Source organism: Providencia sp. CIM-Carb-044, assembly GCF_033901115.1.
Lineage (GTDB): Bacteria > Pseudomonadota > Gammaproteobacteria > Enterobacterales > Enterobacteriaceae > Providencia > Providencia hangzhouensis.
Genome location: NZ_JAXADV010000002.1, coordinates 466,775 through 488,441, shown reverse-complemented (window position 1 = coordinate 488,441; position 21,667 = coordinate 466,775). Strand labels below are relative to the sequence as shown.

At 40.7% G+C, this 21,667-nt stretch carries 18 protein-coding genes and 1 pseudogene; 8 read left to right on the top strand and 11 right to left on the bottom strand.

Annotated elements, in window-relative coordinates:
- Positions 1-211: 211 nt before the first annotated feature.
- The 7 genes and pseudogenes from SJ312_RS05545 to purM form a co-directional block, all read right to left on the bottom strand.
- The gene (locus SJ312_RS05545; protein WP_094960480.1) at positions 212-1,564 is read right to left on the bottom strand and encodes an MFS transporter; all 1,353 of its coding nucleotides are present in this window, start codon (positions 1,562-1,564) and stop codon (positions 212-214) included.
- Positions 1,565-2,149: 585 nt separating this feature from the next.
- Positions 2,150-3,436 (bottom strand): annotated as a pseudogene (gene mgtE / locus SJ312_RS05540) (magnesium transporter); the annotation flags it as partial.
- Between the two features lie 360 nt (positions 3,437-3,796).
- Positions 3,797-5,326, bottom strand: a complete 1,530-nt coding sequence (locus SJ312_RS05535) for an exopolyphosphatase (protein ID WP_136135138.1) — start codon at positions 5,324-5,326, stop codon at positions 3,797-3,799.
- Positions 5,327-5,330: 4 nt separating this feature from the next.
- Complete coding sequence (gene ppk1 / locus SJ312_RS05530; RefSeq protein WP_004253537.1) at positions 5,331-7,400, bottom strand: polyphosphate kinase 1; 2,070 nt, start codon at positions 7,398-7,400, stop codon at positions 5,331-5,333.
- A 54-nt stretch (positions 7,401-7,454) separates the two neighbouring features.
- On the bottom strand, positions 7,455-8,042 hold the full coding sequence (gene speG, locus SJ312_RS05525; protein ID WP_004253538.1) for a spermidine N1-acetyltransferase: 588 nt from the start codon (positions 8,040-8,042) through the stop codon (positions 7,455-7,457).
- 238 nt (positions 8,043-8,280) lie between these two features.
- On the bottom strand, positions 8,281-8,919 hold the full coding sequence (purN, locus tag SJ312_RS05520; protein ID WP_319867147.1) for a phosphoribosylglycinamide formyltransferase: 639 nt from the start codon (positions 8,917-8,919) through the stop codon (positions 8,281-8,283).
- The gene (gene purM / locus SJ312_RS05515; protein ID WP_036957652.1) at positions 8,919-9,959 is read right to left on the bottom strand and encodes a phosphoribosylformylglycinamidine cyclo-ligase; all 1,041 of its coding nucleotides are present in this window, start codon (positions 9,957-9,959) and stop codon (positions 8,919-8,921) included. Before purM ends, purN begins: the two co-directional genes overlap by 1 nt.
- A gap of 354 nt (positions 9,960-10,313) precedes the next feature.
- Here purM and upp point away from each other — a divergent pair, with 354 nt between their 5' ends.
- From upp to hda, 3 genes are all read left to right on the top strand, one after another.
- Positions 10,314-10,940 (top strand): uracil phosphoribosyltransferase, encoded by a 627-nt coding sequence (gene upp / locus SJ312_RS05510; RefSeq protein WP_004253541.1) that lies wholly within the window; start codon positions 10,314-10,316, stop codon positions 10,938-10,940.
- Between the two features lie 98 nt (positions 10,941-11,038).
- Entirely contained in the window at positions 11,039-12,334 is a 1,296-nt protein-coding gene (gene uraA / locus SJ312_RS05505; protein WP_004253542.1) for a uracil permease, read from the top strand.
- 127 nt (positions 12,335-12,461) lie between these two features.
- Positions 12,462-13,163 carry a DnaA inactivator Hda gene (gene hda, locus SJ312_RS05500; RefSeq protein WP_036957653.1) on the top strand — a complete coding sequence of 234 codons (702 nt, stop codon included), beginning with the start codon at positions 12,462-12,464 and terminating at the stop codon, positions 13,161-13,163.
- 43 nt (positions 13,164-13,206) lie between these two features.
- Here hda and arsC read toward each other — a convergent pair whose 3' ends face one another.
- The gene (gene arsC / locus SJ312_RS05495; protein ID WP_319867145.1) at positions 13,207-13,563 is read right to left on the bottom strand and encodes an arsenate reductase (glutaredoxin); all 357 of its coding nucleotides are present in this window, start codon (positions 13,561-13,563) and stop codon (positions 13,207-13,209) included.
- A 12-nt stretch (positions 13,564-13,575) separates the two neighbouring features.
- Positions 13,576-15,039 carry a M48 family metallopeptidase gene (locus tag SJ312_RS05490; protein WP_319867143.1) on the bottom strand — a complete coding sequence of 488 codons (1,464 nt, stop codon included), beginning with the start codon at positions 15,037-15,039 and terminating at the stop codon, positions 13,576-13,578.
- Between the two features lie 196 nt (positions 15,040-15,235).
- Between SJ312_RS05490 and SJ312_RS05485 the strand changes: the two genes are divergently transcribed.
- A complete protein-coding gene (locus tag SJ312_RS05485) occupies positions 15,236-16,300 on the top strand; it encodes an AI-2E family transporter (protein ID WP_004253547.1) in 1,065 nt (354 codons plus the stop codon).
- 47 nt (positions 16,301-16,347) lie between these two features.
- Here SJ312_RS05485 and bcp read toward each other — a convergent pair whose 3' ends face one another.
- Positions 16,348-16,818 carry a thioredoxin-dependent thiol peroxidase gene (bcp, locus tag SJ312_RS05480; protein WP_004253548.1) on the bottom strand — a complete coding sequence of 157 codons (471 nt, stop codon included), beginning with the start codon at positions 16,816-16,818 and terminating at the stop codon, positions 16,348-16,350.
- A 14-nt stretch (positions 16,819-16,832) separates the two neighbouring features.
- A complete protein-coding gene (locus tag SJ312_RS05475) occupies positions 16,833-17,390 on the bottom strand; it encodes a glycine cleavage system transcriptional repressor (protein ID WP_004253549.1) in 558 nt (185 codons plus the stop codon).
- A 287-nt stretch (positions 17,391-17,677) separates the two neighbouring features.
- On the opposite strand from SJ312_RS05475, the gene dapA reads away from it, so the two are divergent.
- From dapA to purC, 4 genes are all read left to right on the top strand, one after another.
- On the top strand, positions 17,678-18,586 hold the full coding sequence (gene dapA, locus SJ312_RS05470; protein WP_004253550.1) for a 4-hydroxy-tetrahydrodipicolinate synthase: 909 nt from the start codon (positions 17,678-17,680) through the stop codon (positions 18,584-18,586).
- A 16-nt stretch (positions 18,587-18,602) separates the two neighbouring features.
- Entirely contained in the window at positions 18,603-19,658 is a 1,056-nt protein-coding gene (gene bamC / locus SJ312_RS05465) for an outer membrane protein assembly factor BamC (protein WP_004253551.1), read from the top strand.
- Between the two features lie 192 nt (positions 19,659-19,850).
- Positions 19,851-20,507, top strand: a complete 657-nt coding sequence (locus SJ312_RS05460; protein ID WP_243750205.1) for a hypothetical protein — start codon at positions 19,851-19,853, stop codon at positions 20,505-20,507.
- 417 nt (positions 20,508-20,924) lie between these two features.
- On the top strand, positions 20,925-21,638 hold the full coding sequence (gene purC / locus SJ312_RS05455; RefSeq protein WP_004911363.1) for a phosphoribosylaminoimidazolesuccinocarboxamide synthase: 714 nt from the start codon (positions 20,925-20,927) through the stop codon (positions 21,636-21,638).
- Positions 21,639-21,667: the final 29 nt, after the last annotated feature.

Genomic DNA, 21,667 nt, shown 5'->3' with positions numbered 1-21,667 from the left:
ATCCGTCAGGCTGTATACTAAAAAACTAACAAAAAAGAGTCAGTTAGACATATTAGTAGTTTAACGTGATAGGTACAAAGAAAAATGGAGGAAATATGAATAAGTGTCAATTTCTGTACTTGTATACTTCAGTGCTTGTAAAGGGGGAGAGCGGGGGAATAATTTTGTATCAATTAAGATTGCCCCCCGAGTAAATAGGGGGCAATCGATTTTATAAACTAGAAGCTTTTAAGACCGCAGATTTTTCGTTTGAAGACTCTGAATTGACAGTCCAACCTTTCCAAGATAGAGGAATGAAGGCTACAGCAACCGCTAATAATGAGACGCCAGCGACATAATAGGCAGGTGCCATGTGAGATTGCTGCAACCAAGCACCAGTTAATATTGGTGTTAAACCACCAAAAATTGCATAAGCCACATTGTAAGCGAATGACAGGCCAGAATAGCGAATTTCAGGTGGAAATGCGCGTGTACTGATAATTGGAGTGGTTGCAATCGCGCCAACAAAGAAGCCCATCAAGCCATAGTTAAAAATCAACGTACTCGCCGCAATATCACTGGATAATGATGAATAAAAGTAAATTGCTGTTACGGCTAATCCACCCCATGATAAAGTCATTGAGGTACGAGTTCCGGTTTTATCGCCTAACCAGCCCCAGAAGATACAGCCTAATGTTAAGGTCAATGTCGCCGCGCAGTTAGCTTGCAATGCCACATTCCTATCAATGTTATAGATCCCTTTTAACACCACATCTGGTGTCATCAAAATGGTGACAACGATAGCGGTTGATAATGACCACGTCAGTGCCGCAGTGATCATACAAGCTTGTTTATGAGACTTAATCACGGTTTTGACGGGTAATTCTTGTGACAAGGCCTTTTTGGCTGCCAGTTCTTTGAATATCGGGGTTTCTTGTAAAAAACGACGTAAATACACAGAGATAAACCCAAAAACACCACCAAGAATAAATGGAATACGCCAAGCAAAATCATGAATTTCAGTTGTGGTATAAGAGCGCTCAATGATAATTGCGACGATAGAGCCTAATAAAATACCACCGGTGATCCCAGAAGTCAGTGTACCGACACCTAAACCATAACGTTGTTTTGGTGTATGTTCTGCAATAAATACCCATGCACCTGGCATTTCACCACCAATCGCGGCACCTTGCATAATACGCATTAACAGCAGTAATAATGGAGCAGCAGCGCCAATGGTTTCATAAGTAGGTAAGAAACCAATAACAAACGTTGGGAATGCCATTAAGAAAATACTGAGGGTAAACATTTTCTTGCGGCCAATTTTATCCCCGAAGTGAGCCATGATAATGCCACCAAGAGGGCGAGCAAGGTAACCGGCTGCAAATAGACCCAGTGTTGCCATTAGCGCGAGAAATTCGTTATCCCCTGGGAAAAATAGTTGGGAAATAATTTTTGCGTAAAAAACAAAGATAACGAAGTCATAAAACTCAAGAGTTCCCCCTAAAGAGGATAAGCCTAATGTTTTATAGTCTTCTTTGCCCAAAGGTCTCGCAGAGGGCTGGCTGGCGGTTTGCGGTGTCATTATAGTTTCCTTCTAACTACCTGTAATACTAAATTGCATAAATTCAAAATAATAAGCATTGACTCATAATAATGAGCTAATCATTTTTATTGGTGCAGATAAGAGGTATAAAACGTTGGATGGGTATAACTTAGTTTAATACACAGTATCTTTCTTGCATGAGTATATTTATAGCAGGAAATTCTATATTCTGTAAACCTCAACCCTAAAAACAAGAATGACATTCCAATTAGTTTTGATTTGTTAGCGTATTGATTTGGTATGATGATAAATAACCTTATATGATGTTAATAATATGAATTTTGCAGAATATCGTATATTTAAATTAGTGAGTTATAGCGTTAATTATATTTAATTTAATAAATTCTTACTGAATTATGGTAAGTAAATATTACCTAGATATTATTCGTTATAATTAACTTTATTAATCTAGATAAACTAAATAACTATAAAATCATTTAATTAATAGATAAATAAAAGGGTTGTTTGCGGGGTTTTGGTTTTTTGGCTGGGATTTGCTGTCGGAGGGAGTGTTTTGTAAATTGCACGCGCCTAATCTAAGAGTAGGACGCGTGCAAAGCGAATTTAAACGAGGAATAGAGTGGCTAAGCCAAGGAAAATAAAGAAACCGCCTGTATCTGTGATGGCGGTGATCATCACGCTAGAACCGATAGCAGGGTCCTTGCCCATTTTCAGCATAATGAGTGGAATAAGCACGCCCATAATAGCCGCCATCAGTAGGTTCAAGATCATTGCTAATGTCATAACTGCACCCATAGCGATATCGCCATAAAGGAAGTAGGTGACGACACCCATAATTCCTCCCCATACAACCCCATTAATAAAGGCGACACCAAGCTCCCTTAACATTAAGAAAGAGAAACTATTGTTTTGTATCTGGTGCAGGGCAATGGCACGAACAATCATGGTAATGGTTTGGTTTCCCGTATTACCGCCAATTCCTGCCACAATAGGCATTAATGTGGCAAGGGCGACTAATTGGGAAATCGTATCTTCAAAAACCCCAATAACACGAGAAGCCACAAAAGCGGTACATAGGTTAATGGCTAGCCATGTCCAACGGGTTTTAACGGCTTGGCCGACAGGGGCGAAAACGTCTTCTTCAGGGCTTAACCCCCCCATACGACGAATACTGTTATCGTTTTCTTCACTAATGTTATCAACGATATCTTCAACCGTCAGGCGGCCCATTAGTAGGCCGTTGTTATCAACAACAGCTGCAGAAATTAAGTCATAACGTTCGAACGCACTCGCTGCGTCTTCGCCTTTTTCATCAGGCAAGAAGGTCACTGTGTCAGTCTTCATGACATCGGCCACTATTTTTTCAGGGGATTGCGTTAAAATAGTGGTTAGAGGTAATTCACCTTGTAAATAATTACTGTTATCGACAACGAAAATTTTGTCGGTCGCTTCTGGGATCTTGCCCCGTTGGCGTAAATAACGTTGAACCGTTTTTAGCGTCACATTTGGGCGTACGGTGACGAATTCAAAATCCATCATTTGGCCGACGCTATCTTTCGCATATTGTAAAACTTCGCGAATACGGCTTCGCAGGCTAGGTTCTAAATAGGTGAGGAGCCGACGCATGGTGTCACGAGGTAAATGCTCAGCAATATAAGCTTGTTCGTCAACATGCAAGTTGGCAACGGCGCGCAGTAGTTCTCTGTCAGACATATCCTTAATTAGGCTATCCCAAACAGAAACCGAGGCCTCAACTAACACTTCACCACGTTCGTTATTATCAACAAGACGCCATAACGCGAGACGCTCATCATAAGGGAGCATTTCTAAGATATCGGCGATATCCGCAGTGTGTAAATCAAGTAGCAATTCTTTTACAAGACTAATTTTTTCACTAATTGCTTTATCATCAATACTGACGTGTTGATCATTTTCAACAAGCGCATGGACGAACTCTTCGTCATCTAAAAATAGCGTCAGGATTTGCTGGCGAATATGTGCCAGTTTTTGAGAGTGCGGGTTGACTGTTGGCGCCGCATCGGTTGAGAAAGCAGATTGTGACATTTTAATCCTTAAAGCAATAGCAGCGCAAAAGCGCTTTTTATGAATTCGTCTGCGAGCGGACGAAATTTATTATCATTATTGTCGCCTATTTAAATAATATATCAAATAGTTGAGTCAAATAAGCGGTGATTTTCAAGTCATCAATGATGAATAATAAGAACAAATCACTACAATAATGGCCGCAAATTACTCATTTTCTGCGCAAATAGTTAACGACCAACCGGGAACATCTTCCCAATAGCCACTTTCCTTTTCTAAATCTAATAACATCAATGCATTTTGCACGAGATATTCAGATGGTAAATAGATAGTCCAGTGCCCATCATCCGTTTCTATCCGTAACGAAGAAGGGATTGTTGTAGATTGGCGTTGATTATTTAACAAAATGGCTAGCCGCAAAATTTGGATAAGCGGCATAAATTGTTTTCTTTTAAATAAATTAAATTTAGGGATATCGTCATACTTAATAGCCCTACGATGATTACGTACTAATGTTGCCAGTAATAGTTGCTGTTCTTGGTTGAAACCCGGTAAGTTAGTATTTTGCAAAATATAAGCAGAATGGCGGTGCATACCACTATGATTAATACTTAAGCCAACTTCATGGAGCATAACCGCCCATATTAAAATGGATTCTAACTGTGGATTGAGTTGTTTAGGGTTTTGCTGCCCCCATTGGAAATAGAGCTCTTCCATCGTTTTTAATACACGTTTAGCTTGCTCTCTATCAATATTATAATGCTCAGCAAGGCTTAATGCAGTACGTTGACGGATATCTTGGTGACGGAACCGGCCTTCCATTTCATATAAAACACCTTCACGTAATGCACCGTCAGATAAACGTAACTCTTTAATTTCTAATGAATCAAAGACGGCAAGTAAAATGGCTAAACCTGGGACAAATACGTGTTTACGTTCATTAGAGAGGCCGAGTATATTTAGTGCGCTAAATGACTTATATTTCAACGCCATTTGCTTGATTTCGATAAGGCGTTCACGGGTGATAACACCGTCTTTATAGCCTAATTCTTGTATTACACTATGGGCAGCTTTGATGGTGCCCGAGGCACCCATCGCGACGTCCCAAGTTTGTTTTTTAAATAAAATCGCAGTGCTTTCTAGCTTTAAGCAAGCCCCTAGGTAGGCGCGATTGAAAAATTCAGGATTGATTTCTTCATTTGGGAAGTAAGTGCGAGCAAAGCTCACACAACCCATACGGCGGCTTTCAATCAAAAGCGGTTCAAACTTTTCACCAATGACTAACTCAGTTGAACCACCACCGATATCAAGTACTAATTTGCGGCCTTTTTCGGGTTGGGTGTGTTCAACGCCCATAAAAATCAATCGAGCTTCTTCTTGGCCTGAAATGATTTCAATAGGATAGGGCATGATTTCTTTTGCGCGTTGCAAAAATAGTTTCACATTCGTTGCGACACGTAATGAGTGTGTGCCAACAATACACACGTTCTCAGGGGAAAATCCTTGTAACCGTTCGGCAAACAACGCGAGGCAGGCAAGGCCCCGTTCCATGGCTTCTTCACTTAATTCATTGGTATCACTTAGGCCATCGGCAAGGTGAACACGTTTTTTCAAACGAGTGAGAACTTGCAATGCACCGTTGACAATACGAGCAATGACCATATGAAAACTATTGGAGCCTAAATCTATAGCCGCAATTTCTTGTGGTCTCGGTGTTGAGGCGTTGGTTATTGGCATATTTTTAAGCTCTTGTATCAGGTGTTTCGATTGATTTTAAATAATCATACACAGCAAGCTGGGCTTGGATTTTTCGTTTATTTCCGCGGGGAACATAATGATTACTTAAATCTTTGTCAACATAACGTGCTTTTACGGTATCGCTAAATTGCAGCTCTAAAATATCCAATACCCGTTGTTTTAAATGCGGGTCGACTAAACTAACGGCAACTTCAATACGGTAGTCAATATTGCGTGTCATCCAGTCAGCGGAGGAAATAAAGACTTTTTCATCACCCGCATTGGTGAAAACATAGACACGGTCATGCTCAAGAAAACGGTCAACAATACTGGTTACCTGAATATTTTCACTATAGCCGACTTGACCCGCCACTAAAGAGCACATTCCTCTGACTAATAAACGAATTTTGACACCTGCATTGGAGGCATCATACAGTTTGTCGGTCAATTCTTTGTCGACTAGATTATTAATTTTTAATGTGATGCCACTTGGCCGTTCAGCGAGTGCATTTTCGATTTCTTGGTCAATTAAGGCCATTAAACGAATCCGTGTATTTTGTGGAGACACCATTAAATTATCGAAAGTCACTGGGCGATAGGGGTTTTCAATAAAACTAAATACCCGACGAACTTCGTTGGTGATCAGCTCATTTGCTGTGAGTAGCGAGTAATCGGTATAAAGCCGAGCGGTTTTTTCATTAAAATTACCCGTACCAATGTGAGCGTAGCGAACGATTTGCCCTTCTTCCATACGCGAGATAATAAACAATTTCGCGTGGATTTTAAGCCCTGGCGCGGAGAAAATAACATGCACGCCAGCTTCGGTTAACCGTTTTGCCCAATGAATATTGGCGGCTTCATCGAATCGAGCTTGTAACTCAACGACCACCGTGACTTTTTTTCCATTATGGGCAGCATGAATGACGGAATCGATAATGCGTGAGTCTTTCGCAACACGGTAAATATTAATTTTTATCGACAATACATTCGGGTCAAAAGACGCTTGGCGCAATAATTCTAAAGTATGTTCAAAGGTATAGTAGGGATAATATAACAGCACATCGCGTTCACGAATGGCATCAAAACCGTTACGGAAATTATCAAACCAGCGGTGACGCAGCCTTGGTAATGGCTTGTTTAATAAATTTTTATTTCCCTCATTAGGGAAGTTAATAAAATCTTTAAAGTTGTGATAGCGACCGCCAGCAATCACAGAGTCATCACTGGATAACCCCAGCTTTTCACGTAAAAGAGCAACCATTTCGTCAGGCATATCACGTTGATAGACAAAACGGACGGGCTCTGCGGTTAAACGCTGTTTTAATGTGGACGACATTATCTCAAGTAAGCTCGATTCCATCTCTGTTGCGATGTCATACTCTGCATCACGCGTCATTTTCATCGAATAAGCATTAAGCTTATCGTAATCAAAGAAGCCTTTGAAAATTTCATCCAGTGTATAGCGAAGGATATTATCAATTAGGATCATTGACTTGCGACGCTTTGGCATTTCCGGCGGTAAGTTAACAAACCGAGGCACTTTATCGGATGGAATTTCCAATAGCGCATACTGAATGTGATTGCCATTGATGATTTCAACGGCAAGGTACGTGTAGTCATCTTTTAGAAACTCAACCAGATTGGTGTCAGGATTAATTAATATTGGCGTAATATGCTGGCGCAGGTTCTGCCGGAAATATTGACGTAACCAAATCTGTTGGCGAGGCGAAATTTGACGTTCGTTAATCAAGAATATTTGATTGCGCGCCATTTCTAATAGCAAATCATTATAGAGAATATCGAACTCTTGTTCTTGTTTGGCAACTCTTGACTGAATTCTCTTTAACAAGTGGCGAGCACCGCTTGCCGAACCCCGTTCTTCATTAATTAAAATACGGCGTTTAACGTCGGCGAAGCGGACTTTATAAAACTCGTCTAAATTATTGGAATAAATACCCAAAAAACGCATTCGCTCAATAAGAGGGTTACGCTTGTCGGCTGCTTCTTGTAAAACACGCTCGTTAAAAGACAGCCAGCTTAACTCTTTTTCATGATAGAGACGTTCTTGGGACATTCTAACTCCATATTAGACTCTTGTTACTTTGTGGCTATGATACCAGCCAGTTAGCTAAATGTGTTGTTTAATTGCTTTATCTTGGGTAATAACACTTTCTGGATTAGCAGATTGCTGTTTCATCGTAAAATATTGCTGCTGAAAAATACACATACGGATAGCGGTGTGATAACGGCCATTGACAAAGAACTCGTCGATCAGTTCGCCTTCAGTATGGAAGCCTAGTTTATTATAAATATGGATAGCTTTGACATTTTCTTTATCAACAATAAGATAAAGTTTATATAAGTTTAGTACAGAAAACGCGTAGTCCATTGCTAATTGCGCAGCGCGACTCGCATAGCCATGCCCTTGATGGCTCGGTGCAATGATAATCTGAAATTCAGAGCGTCGGTGAATATAATCAATCTCTACCAGTTCGACTAGGCCCACTTTCTCACTGTCATTTTCAACGATAAAGCGGCGCTCAGACTGGTCATGAATATGTTTATCGTAAAGATCGCTTAATTCAACAAAAGCTTCGTAAGGTTCTTCAAACCAATAACGCATAACACTGGCATTATTATCAAGCTGATGAATGAATGCTAAATCTTCACGTTCAAGTGGGCGCAACCTAAACGGATGAACTTGCCCGGTTGTCATAAAAATACCTCTATTTAGTTAGGAAAAATGTGTTGTTCTTCGATTATAAGGATAACATTTATTTACGATAAAATAATGACACAGCACAGAGAGATGTTCACCTTGTTGAAAAATAATTTATTTTACTTCGGACTGAGGCTTTTTAACGTAATTCCGTTTTATGTTATTTCCATGTGAAATACGACGAAAAAAGGGTGGATATCCACCCTTAAATCTCTATTTATCGCTGTCACGAAGGTTACTCGTTAGCATAACCTTGTTGCGGTAAAATTTGGTTATCTAACACAGCGTTACCTTTTTGCATTGTTAATCGGCCACTGATAAACCATTCAACGACTAATGGGTAAATCGCATGTTCTTGGGCTTTAACCCGCTCGATAATATCTTCCTCGCTATCTTGTTCAAAGATAGGCACTTTGGCCTGTAAAATAACCGGCCCGCCATCCAGCTCTTCGGTCACGAAATGCACCGATGTGCCATGTTCTTTATCCCCATTTTCCAGCGCCTTACGGTGTGTATGTAAACCGGGGTATTTCGGTAATAAAGAAGGGTGGATATTGAGTAATTTTCCGGCAAAGTGATTGACGAATTGGGCTGATAAGATACGCATAAAACCCGCTAATACGACTAAATCAGGCTGGAATTGGTCAACCTGCGCGAGTAATGCAGCATCATATGCTTGGCGGTCAGTGTATTGTTTCGCATCTAAATAACAGGCTGGGATCCCAGCCTGTTGTGCTCGAACAAGCCCATAAGCATTGGCTTGGTTGCTGATAACAGCAACAATTTGAGCGCCAATTGCCCCAGAGTGGCAGCTATCAATTAATGATTGCAAATTACTGCCACTGCCAGAAATGAGGACAACTATTTTTTTCATTAGCGGATCACAACCTGCTCTTCACCCGCAGGTAATGCACCAATTGTACCGATTTGCCATGCGTTTTCACCAAGCTTATTCAACAGAGCAAGTGCATTTTCGACTTCTTGCTGTGGCAGAGCAATAATAATCCCCACACCACAATTGAAAGTACGGTACATTTCATGGGTGCTAACATCACCAGCTTGCTGTAGCCAATTAAAGACTGCGGGCCATTGCCAGCTGCTGCCGTCAATAATCGCTTGTGTGTTGTCAGGTAGTACGCGAGGAATATTTTCCCAGAACCCCCCACCAGTTATGTGTGCAATGGCGTGGATATCGCTATTTGCGATCAGCTCTAATACATTTTTAACGTAAATGCGTGTTGGTTCCAATAAGTGATCAGCTAAAGGTTTTCCATCTAATTGCGTTTCTTCAGGGTTGGTTTGACTGACTTCAAGGATTTTGCGAACCAGCGAATAACCATTTGAATGAGGGCCGCTAGAGGCTAAAGCAATTAAGGCATCCCCAGCACTCACTTTGCTGCCATCGATGATTTCTGAGCGCTCAACAACACCCACACAGAAACCCGCCACATCGTAGTCTTCACCATGGTACATACCAGGCATTTCAGCGGTTTCACCGCCAACTAATGCGCAACCAGATTGTTTACAGCCTTCTGCGATACCTGTAATCACGCTAGTAGCGGTATCCACATCCAGTTTACCGGTTGCATAATAATCAAGGAAGAACAGAGGTTCTGCGCCTTGAACAATCAAGTCATTGACACACATAGCCACAAGGTCAATTCCAATGGAGTCATGACGTTTTAAATCCATTGCTAAGCGTAATTTGGTACCGACACCGTCAGTGCCTGAAACTAAAACAGGTTCACGGTATTTCTGCGGTAGGGAACATAATGCACCGAATCCCCCAAGACCTCCCATGACTTCTGGGCGGCGGGTTTCTTTTACGACACCTTTAATACGTTCAACCAAGGCGTTACCCGCATCAATATCAACACCGGCATCTTTATAGCTGAGAGAGGTTTTATCAGTCACTACGGCCCCCAAGGCAATTGCATTTTTGAGAAAAATAACATCATTGACATTATTCTAACAGGCTAGGCAAACGTTTGCGATAGCTTTGTGTTGGAAATTTTTTTAGTACTCGTGATTCAAAAAAGGGGATTGCTAAGAAGCCGTACAGAAAAATAATAAATAATTTTATTTAAATCAAATTTGCGGTTTAGCCAATTTCAACTTAACTGAGATGAGGTATAATTCTAAAAAAAATTGTGTTAATCGTTGTTGTTTTGACCAAAATCAAGCGTTATCTAGTGGCAACCAAAGCTAAAAGAGGTATAATCCGGCGATTTTTTTGTCCGCCGCCGTCTTAAATAGTAGGAGAAACCCATGAAGATCGTTGAGGTAAAACACCCTCTCGTTAAACATAAACTCGGCCTGATGCGAGATCATGATATAAGCACAAAACGCTTTCGTGAACTGGCCTCAGAGGTTGGTAGCCTACTGACTTATGAAGCAACTGCTGACCTTGAAACTGAAAAAGTGACTATCGATGGTTGGTGTGGTCCTGTAGAAATAGAACAAATTAAAGGTAAGAAAATCACTGTAGTACCAATTCTCCGTGCTGGTATTGGTATGATGAATGGTGTATTAGATAGTATTCCAAGTGCACGTATCAGTGTGGTGGGTGTTTATCGTGATGAAGAAACACTGCAGCCTGTCCCTTATTTCCAAAAACTCGCATCTAACATTGAAGAACGTATGGCATTAGTGGTTGACCCAATGTTAGCGACGGGTGGCTCAATGATTGCCACTATTGATTTATTAAAAAATGCGGGTTGTACCTCGATTAAAATCTTAGTCCTTGTTGCAGCGCCAGAAGGTTTAAAAGCGTTAGAAGCTGCGCATCCAGATGTTGAATTATATACCGCTTCAATTGATGAGTATTTAAATGAAGAGGGGTATATCGTTCCGGGTCTCGGTGATGCGGGCGACAAGATATTTGGTACTAAATAATGATAAGCCGACTGAGAAGTCGGCTTTTTTTTGATTAATTGTAGAGACTCACTGCTTATTCAGTGATTAGCCATTTCGCTAAAAGAGGATAAAGTCACATGACTCGTCGCACCATCAGTGTTGAAGAAAGACCACCATTATTACAAACTATCCCACTGAGCCTTCAACACCTGTTTGCTATGTTTGGCGCAACCGTTATCGTACCGATTCTGTTTGGTGTAAACCCCGCGACAATTTTGCTGTTTAATGGAATAGGAACGCTGCTGTACTTATTTATTTGTAAAGGGCAAATTCCGGCTTATTTAGGTTCAAGTTTTGCATTCATTTCCCCTGTGTTGATTTTATTACCATTAGGTTATGAATTGGCACTTGGCGGCTTTATCATTTGTGGCGTGTTGTTCTGTATAGTTGCGCTGATTGTTAAAGTTGCAGGAAGAGGGTGGATCAACGTCATGTTCCCCCCAGCGGCAATGGGGGCAATCGTAGCTGTAATTGGTTTAGAGCTTGCTCAAACCGCTGCAGGTATGGCAGGGCTATTACCTAAAGATGGCGCAGTGGTTGATTCGAACACGTTAATTATTTCCCTGACCACATTATCAGTCACTATTCTCTGCGCGGTCGTTTTCCGTGGGTTTTTATCTATAATCCCAATTTTGATTGGTTTTTTAGCGGGTTATGCATTGTCCTATTTTATGGGGATTGTAGACTTTACACCCGTTATTGAAGCGCCATGGTTTGCTATCCCAACATTTTATACACCACGCTTCGAATGGTTTGCTATTTTAACCATTTTACCTGCGGCCTTAGTAGTTATCGCTGAGCACGTAGGGCACTTAGTGGTCACGGCGAATATTGTTGAGCGTGACTTAATGAAATCGCCAGGTTTACATCGCTCAATGTTTGCGAATGGCTTCTCTACGGTGATTTCAGGTTTCTTTGGCTCGACACCGAATACGACTTATGGTGAAAATATTGGGGTAATGGCAATTACCAAGGTATACAGCACATGGGTAATTGGCGGAGCCGCAATTATTGCTATTTTATTATCTTGTGTTGGTAAATTAGCTGCTGCTATCCAATTAGTGCCGGTTCCTGTCATGGGCGGGGTTTCACTCTTATTATACGGGGTAATTGGTGCATCAGGTATTCGTGTGTTGATTGATTCAAAAGTTGATTATAACAAGCCACAGAATTTGATTTTAACCTCAGTGATTTTAATTATTGGTGTTAGTGGTGCGGTTATCCATATCGGTCAAGCGGAACTTAAAGGTATGGCACTGGCGACGATTGTCGGGATATTTATGGCATTATTGTTCCGTTTTATAACGTTTGTTAGGCCTGAAAAGCAATTTGTAACATCTGAAGTGCAAGAGCTTGATAGCAATAAAAAATAAGCTATGTGATTTTCCCTATTGCCGTTCGGTTGATCGAGCGGCATTTGCTCACCGTTCTTATTCATCTATCCGTGTTTTTTATGGTAAACTGCTAGATGAAAATTGATTTGTACAGCCAGAGGCGCTTCTGAACACACCATCACAGCTTTCATTACCACTATATCTGCCAGATGATGAAACCTTTGCAAGCTTTTATGCAGGGGAAAATGGGGCGTTGCTGTCTGCTATTCAGTCTGCTATTAATCAACCACACGGTAGTTATATCTATTATTGGTCGCGAGAAGGTGGTGGAAAAAGCCATTTATTGCATGCGGCTTGTGCTGAACTGTCTGAACAAGGCATTGCAGTAGGCTATGTCCCTTTAGATAAACGTGCATATTTTGTCCCTGAAGTACTAGACGGTATGGAGCATTTATCACTCGTTTGTATTGATAATATTCAGTGCATCGCGGGTGATGAAGAGTGGGAAATGGCGATTTTCAATTTATATAATCGTATTTTGGAGATTGGCCGAACTTGTTTATTAATCACTGGAGATAGGCCACCTCGGCAAATCGAACTGAAATTACCTGATTTAGCCTCTCGCCTTGATTGGGGACAAATTTATAAACTGCATCCACTGAGCGACGAAGATAAAATTTGGGCACTGCAATTACGTGCTCGTATTCGTGGTTTCGAATTACCGGAAGATGTGTGCCGTTTCGTATTAAAACGTTTAGATAGAAAAATGGGAACCTTGTTTGATATCTTAAACAAACTTGACCACGCATCCATCGTTGCTCAGCGCAAATTAACGATCCCTTTCGTAAAAGATATTCTAAAACTTTAGTAGACTAAACGAGTTGGCAGCCGCATAGCTGCCAAAATAGTGACTATAAGATTTCACAGACTTGCTCAGGCGGACGGCCTAAGCGTGCTTTATCACCATTAACAACGATAGGGCGTTCAATCAACTTAGGGTTCTCATGCATCGCTTTAATGAGTTGGTCCTGAGTTAAGCTGTCATCGTTTAAATTCAATTCCTTATACAGCTCTTCTTTGGTGCGCATTAATTGACGAGCATCTTTAAAGCCTAACATTTTAAGGAGTTTTTTGATCTCAGCTACCGTTGGGGGTGTTTTTAAATATTCGACCACCGTGGGAGTGATACTCTTATCAGTTAAAAGGGCTAGGGTTTCACGACTTTTAGAACAACGTGGGTTGTGGTAAATCTTAATCGAATCCGTCATTATTTTAACTCCTTACGGTTTTGCATTTTTGTCACGTAATTGTAGTTTTCTAAGCGCATCAATGCGAGCGTCATAACGCTGTTGTTCATAGCTGCCTAAACGGCTTTGACGGCTAGCATCGCTGAGATAATTAATCGCAGTGTCATAATTACCCCGTAATGCCATTCCTTCTGCGTAAGCGGCGAGTTCTTCTGTACGTTTACCTTGCTTTGCAGACGCTTCAGCCAGTAAATCCCAGCCAATCGGGTCATCAGGGTAATCAAACGTATATTTATTCAACAAGGTTGTTGCTTCTTTATATTGATGATTATTAATTAATGCGTTGGCAAGGTTAACAATGAAAACAGTATTTTTCGGTGTTTTTTTCAATGCGTTTTGTAAACGCGAAACTGCTCTAGCAACTTGATTTTGTTCGATATCGACATCCGTCATACTATCAATAAACCAAGGGTTATCAGGTTGTTTCGCTAATAGCTCTGTCAGGATTTTACCTGCTTCTGCATATTTTTTGTCCTGAGAAAGAAGTAACGCTTTACCATATTGTGCCGCAATTTGCTCTTGTGCAGAACCTTTCCCGTAATTTTCAATAATTTGGTCTAAGGCATGTTTTTGCTCGGTGCTATACATGGCCAAAATACGAACGCGAGCTAACATAAAATCCAGTGATGATGGCACACTCACTTTAGGATATTGATTAGAGCGGTTTCTTGCATCCGCTAAACGGCTATCCGGTAAGGGGTGCGTTAATAGGATTTCAGGGGGCTTCGACATATAACGAGTTTGGTCTGACATCGTTTGCATAAAATCAGCCATGGCGTGTGGGTCAAAGCCAGAGCGCCTTAATGTCTGCAAGCCAATACGGTCAGCTTCTTGTTCATTGGCTTGGGTAAAGCTGATCATACCTTGTTGAACCCCAGCCATTGTTCCTGTTAAAGCGGCAAAACCGGCTTGAGGATTCGCCATCACTAACAGTAAAGAACCAATGGTCCCTGCAATCGCGAGAGGAGTGGTGCTTTTCTGGTCTTCCATCATTCGCGCAAGGTGTCTTTGCGTGACGTGAGATATTTCGTGAGCCATGACTGATGCGAGCTGGCTTTCATTTTGGCTGTACCGAAATAATGCGGAATGCAGCACGACATTACCCCCAAAATAGGCATATGCGTTAATATTGGGGTTATTGACTAAATAGAACTTAAACGGTGTTTTAACTGAGTCGGCATTTTTTACTAAGCGCATGCCAAGTTTGTTAACATACTGAGTTAACAGTGGGTCATAAATAAGAGGGGTACTGGCTCGTATTTGGCGTGTGATTGCGTCTCCCATAATAATTTCTTGGTTGATGCTAAGAGTGCCTCCCGCCGTCGTTCCTATATCGGGTAAGGTATCTTCAATTGCGCTATAAGCAGGTAAAACTGAACCGTTCATTAGCGCAGCGATCATGAAAGCCAATAATGGATATTTTAAAGTTTTCTTCATGAAACGTGAGTATCCCATACAACATTTAAATTTAGGGTAAGTACCGACTTTATTTCGGGTATGTTTAAGTAAGGCACCTAAAAACGCGAAAAGTTTAAAACACATGATAGCAAAAGCTATCGTAAAATCTGTTCTTCGGTATAATTTTCGTTACTTTAGGAACTGTCCTTTGCACTAATTCCCCCAGGAGCAATAAATGCTGGAATTGTTTTTACAGTGGTATCGTCGGCGTTTTGCTGATCCACAAGCCATAGCCCTCTTTACATTACTCGTATCGGGGTTTGTGATCATCTTCTTTTTCAGCAGTATACTGGCTCCATTGCTGGCGGCAATTGCTTTAGCTTATTTACTTGAATGGCCAACCAATTTATTACAGCGTATAGGGTTATCTCGTTCAGTTGCTGTCGGCATTATTTTGACCTTATTCGCTGGAATAAGTGCCATGGTTATTTTAATTATTGCGCCGACGGCATGGCAGCAAGGGATTAATTTGATGGCCGATCTACCAAATATGGTTAACCGTTTCAATGAATTCGCACAGAAATTACCAGAGCAATACCCCGCATTAGTGGATGTTGGCATTATTGATATGATGGCAGATAACCTTCGTAGCCGCATGTCAGGCATTGCAGACTCAGTGGTTAAAGCGTCAGTTGCATCATTAATTGGTATTTTTACTTTGGCGGTTTACTTAGTTCTAGTGCCTTTGATGACATTTTTTCTTTTAAAAGATAAAGAACGTATCAGCAAAAGCTTTCTTAAGTTATTACCCAAAAATCGTTTGTTAGTGGGCAAAGTTTGGGTCGAAATGAATGAACAAATCACCAACTACTTACGAGGGAAAGTAACAGAAATGGTGATTGTTGGGGTGGCGACCTATTTATGTTTTGCTTATTTTGACTTGCGCTATTCCGTATTGTTATCGGTGCTTGTCGGAGTAGCGGTATTAATCCCTTATATTGGTGCGGTAGCGGCCACGATCCCAGTGGTTATTGTTGCGCTCTTTCAGTTCGGTATCGGCAGTGAATTTTGGTACCTAATGTTAGTTTACTTAGTGATCCAAGGTTTGGATAGCAACGTTGTTGTGCCTTTATTGTTTTCTGAAGCGGTAAATTTGCATCCACTAGTGATTATTTTATCTGTTGTGATATTTGGTGGGTTATGGGGCTTTTGGGGCGTATTTTTTGCAATCCCATTAGCAACACTGATTAAAGCGGTCATTCACGTATGGCCGGAAGAGCCAACGGAATCACAAAACTAGGTTAGGAATAGTGCTGTATGGGGGCATACAGCACTAAGATGTGGCGATTAAGCGTGTGTATTAATGTAATCAAGCACGATTTCGTGGTGGTTACTGGTTTTAAAATTGTCAAAGACGTGTTCTATTTTCCCAGTAGGGTCAACGAGGAAGCTAATACGATGAATCCCATCATAGGTTTTCCCCATGAATTGTTTTTCACCCCAAACCCCAAATTGCTCACATACTTGGTGGTCTTCATCTGATAATAAAGTGAAGTTCAACATCTCTTTTTCAGCGAAACGAGACAGTTTCTCTGGTTTGTCTGTGCTAATACCTAATACTTCGACACCTTTCGCTTTAAGTGTATCCATTTCATCACGTAGACCACACGCTTGAACAGTACAACCAGGGGTCATCGCTTTAGGATAAAAGTAAACTAATACGCGCTGACCCTGATAATCAGAAAGATTGATGAGCTCACCATCTTGGTCAGGAAGGCTAAATTGAGGCGCCTTATCACCGGCTTTCAATGGGTTCATTACATATATCTCCGTTAACTTTGCATGTTGGGGTTGTTAACAATACTTATGTTGCCTTTAGCATTTAGCATTGTACACAGTTGTTGAAATTTATTTTTTATGATTATGCCATTATCGTCCAACGGGTCGTGTGCAGTAATCTGAATCTCCAGTTGAGCGGGCATATCATTATTGGCTGGTTGTGTTTTAGAAACAAGCTCTGCGATATTACACTGCGAGGTTGTGAATAAATTTGTGAATTGCTCGACAATACGGGGTGCATCGTCAACAACAACATTCACTGTTACTGTCGATGGGTAATAGGTTGTTTGAACACTCTGGGTTCTTTTCATTACGATGAGCAAATCAAGCTCGGCACCCTTAGGTGGCAATGTCGCCTCTAAAAGGGTGATAGCATTCCAACTGCCTGAAAGCATCATAATGAAGGTAAATTCCTTGCCAAACATCGCTAAGCGACTATCTTCAATATTACAATCACACTCGCTGACTAGCCGTGTAATAGTATTCACAATGCCCGGACGATCTGTTCCCAGCGCAGTAATGACAAGAAATTGCTGTTCAGTCTTAGGCAAAGTCTATTCCTTAGTATTTTAATTATGTCAGTTAAACATTTGATTAGAATATAGCAGTAAAATTCTAGCACTAAAAACTGACTGACTATGAAGGTAAGGAAACCATAAAAAAGACAATCTGCCAAGAGGGGAAATAGACTCTTGCGAGAAATATCAGTGAATTATTACTTCTATTTAAGTTAATGTGCTCGGCATTAACAAAATTCATTAAATTCTTGCTGTTGGGTGGTTTTCTTCTTTGAAATGAAAAAGTAACATGGTAGTTCAATTATTGAGGGGGTATCGCTATGGCTAATGGAAACGCAAATTATAAAGATTTTTTAACGGGAAGCATTGTTGCAGTTATCACACCAATGGATTCGGCGGGGCGTTTAGATAAAGCCAGCTTAAAAAAATTGGTGGATTATCATGTTGAAAGCGGAACAACTGCGATTGTTTCTGTTGGTACAACTGGCGAATCAGCAACCTTAACGCACAAAGAACATGTGGATGTCGTGAAAGCGACACTTGAATTAGCGGATGGCCGTATTCCTATTATTGCAGGAGCAGGCGCAAATGCGACAGCTGAAGCTATTTCGCTGACAAATGAGTTTGAAAACAGTGGTGTAGTTGCTTGCCTGACGGTAACACCTTATTATAATAGGCCTTCTCAGGAAGGGTTATATCAACACTTTAAAGCAATTTCAGAAAACACGAGCTTGCCACAGATTCTTTATAATGTACCATCACGGACTGGCTGTGATATGTTGCCTGAAACCGTTGGGCGTTTAGCAAAACTGGCGAATATTGTTGCAATTAAAGAAGCAACAGGGAACTTAGCTAGGGTTCATCAAATCAAAGAACTGGTTGATGATAATTTTGTACTGTTAACAGGTGATGACGCAACAGCACTTGATTTCATGCAACTGGGTGGTCAAGGCGTTATTTCAGTCACATCCAACGTTGCGGCACCACAGATGGTAAAAATGTGTGACTTAGCGCTTGCAGGCAAATATACTGAGGCGCGTGAATTAAATAAAAAACTGATGGGGCTTCATCTTCAGTTATTTGTTGAACCAAATCCAATTCCAGCGAAATGGGGCTGTCATCGCTTAGGCCTGATTGCAGATGGTACATTACGGTTGCCAATGACACCGTTAACCACCTCGGGCCAGCAAAAAGTTGAGGAAGCCTTGAAGCTCGCTGGGTTACTGTAAAATTTAGGGAATTTTAATGGCAACATTATTGCAAAAATCGAAGGTTATGAAGGTTGCTGGCCTGTCACTTGTCGTGTTACTGGCAGCCTGCTCCAGCGATCAGCGCTATAAACGTCAGGTCAGTGGTGATGAGGAATATCTCAATGCTGCGCCATTGAAAGTGTTGAATGTGCCACAAGGGCTGACATTACCAGAACAAAATGGTGAGTATGATATCCCTAAAGCCACATCAACAGGGGCAATAGGGAAAGCGTTAGACATTCGTCCGCCAGTACTGACAATTTCGCAATTAGCGGGTTCTCGTACAGAGGATAGCGCTCAAGCAAGTCGTTTGTTGCTAGAAAATACACCTGAAAATAGTGCACTTTGGTCACAAGTTACGATGATCTTAGAGCAAAGAGGTATTCCAGTTTCATCTAAAGATGATGGTTCTCGCTCAATTGAAACCGATTGGGTCAAATGGGATCGTGCAGATGAAAACGTACCGATTGAGAGTCGCCATAAAGTAACAGTGCAACCAGAAAATGGTATGATGGCGTTAACGGTAACCAGCTTAGGCTTACGTCAAGGTGGTGAGACCATTACCGATGTTGTCGAAACTCAACGTTATAACAAACTGTTATTGAATGAATTAACCGATAACTTATATACGTTGCGTGATACTTCAAACAAAAATAGCATCCAAAATGCTTATGGTATCATTGATGTTCAAACAGGTAGTGATGATACTGGCTTACCTTTAGTTGTTGTTCGTGCGCCATTTGATGCAGTATGGGAACGCTTACCACACACCTTAGAAAGTGTTGGCATGAAAGTGGGTGACCGTACACGTTCAAGTGGTTCTGTGATGGTGACTTATAAAGGTTTAAGCAGTTCAGAATGGCAGGCGTTGGGCATTGATGACCCAACTGTGCCAGAAGCGGATTATAAAGTGCAGGTCGGTGATTTAAATAACCGTAGTACACTGCAATTTATCACCACCAAAGGTGTTCCTTTAACACAAAAACAAAATGATGAAATGGTTGCTGCACTGAAAGCGGCGTTTAGTAAAGCACCAGCCAAAAAGCAATAATTCAACATTTTTAGATGACGAATTAAACCGTAGCTTAAATACAAGCTGCGGTTTTTTTATGGGTAATTTTAATGGTGTATTGGCATTTTTAGCATCAATTATTGGTAGGGTTAACTTCAGTTTGATGGATTTGTCATCCCACTATTTTCGGATATACTTCAACGAAAATAGCTAACATCAAGGAAAATAGAAATGGATAATCACGCGATGAAACCCATCAAAAACAGTCGTGATTGTATGCCAAGGAAAATATCAGGGGCTGAGTTTAACCAAAAACTGAGAATAACAGCCAGTAATATAGTTAATACACAGTGTTTTCTAACTAAAGGGGTAATAGATTTTAGTTTGCCGGAGTTTGATATACCGGAAGGTTACCGACTAGTAAAATCACGCAGGAAACAACAATATCGCTTGATTGCTAATGGGGAAAAACCGGAAACCATCTATCTTGTTGAACTAAAATTTCGCCAAGACATTGTGATGGGTAAAACGACGTGTACACAAATTAAGGTTTGGCGAAGTACTGTTCATCAATATATTGAAATTATAAAAGAATTACCTCGGAAATTTTTTGTTTATCTCCTTAATTCATATTGCATTATGGTAACGGATGAAGAACAAACGGATGCAGGGCAACGCTTCTGGGAAATGATGATTAGCTGGGCATTTGATAAAAAATACTATGTTTATGCTTCAAATAGTGAAGAAGAAGATCGCCCATTAAGCCTTATTAAAGATATGGATGATTTTTACTTAAATTGGGTAGACTTGTATTGGGGTAAAGATATAGAGCTTCACACGCATAGGTTGGTGGTTATCAGTAAAATGCCTTTAATCTCAGCAGAATAACTTCGGCAATGGTTTATTCTCTGCACTGTATTTTGTTTATTTAATGCTTATCGTAACCTATATGCTTAGTTAATTATTAATTAGCATTCCATCAGTTTCAATTTTCCTTCTCTGGAAGGCTAATTTTATCTTTCATGTTTTCACTTAAAACAAATGGACAAAAAATCAGTATTTATGGTTAAGTAATCGTTTGCGTCCGCTCCGGAATTTTATTATCATGATTAGCAGTCAATTATAAAATATTGAATATCAGCTAGTTAGCGTTTTATATGGTGAATTTCAGTAACTGACTGAAACAGAGCAGAAAATTAACAATGAATAGGCCATTTGAATGGTTTTTGTTCTTCTGTTACTTATCTGAATCTGCTGTGCAGGTTGATTTTTGTTTAGTTTAATCACATCCCTGGAGTGTGTAAGATGCAAAAGAAAGCTGAGTTGTATCGTGGTAAGGCAAAAACAGTCTATACCACAGAGGATCCTGATCTACTGGTTCTGGAGTTCCGTAATGATACATCAGCACTCGATGGTGAGCGTATCGAGCAGTTTGACCGTAAAGGTATGGTAAATAACAAGTTTAACCATTTCATTATGAGCAAATTAGAAGCAGCCGGTATTCCAACGCAAATGGAAGCATTATTGTCTGACACAGAAGCTCTAGTGAAAAAGTTAGATATGGTGCCGGTTGAGTGTGTGATCCGCAACCGTGCAGCGGGTTCACTGGTAAAACGCTTAGGTGTTGAAGAAGGCATGGTGTTAAACCCGCCTTTATTTGACTTATTCTTAAAGGACGATGCCAAGCACGACCCGATGGTGAATGAATCGTACTGTGAGACTTTTGGTTGGGTGAGTAAAGAAAATTTGGCTAAAATGCGTGAGCTAAGCTACAAAGCCAATGAAGTGCTCAGTAAAATTTTTGCAGATGCAGGGTTAATTTTAGTCGATTTTAAACTGGAGTTCGGCTTGTATAAAGGCCAGGTTGTCTTAGGTGATGAGTTTTCCCCAGACGGTAGCCGTTTATGGGACAAAGAAACACTGAATAAAATGGATAAAGACCGTTTTCGTCAGAGCCTTGGTGGTCTAATTGAAGCTTACGAAGAGGTCGCCCGCCGTATTGGCGTGCAGTTAGATTAATTAATTTCCTATAATTTGAATGAGATTTT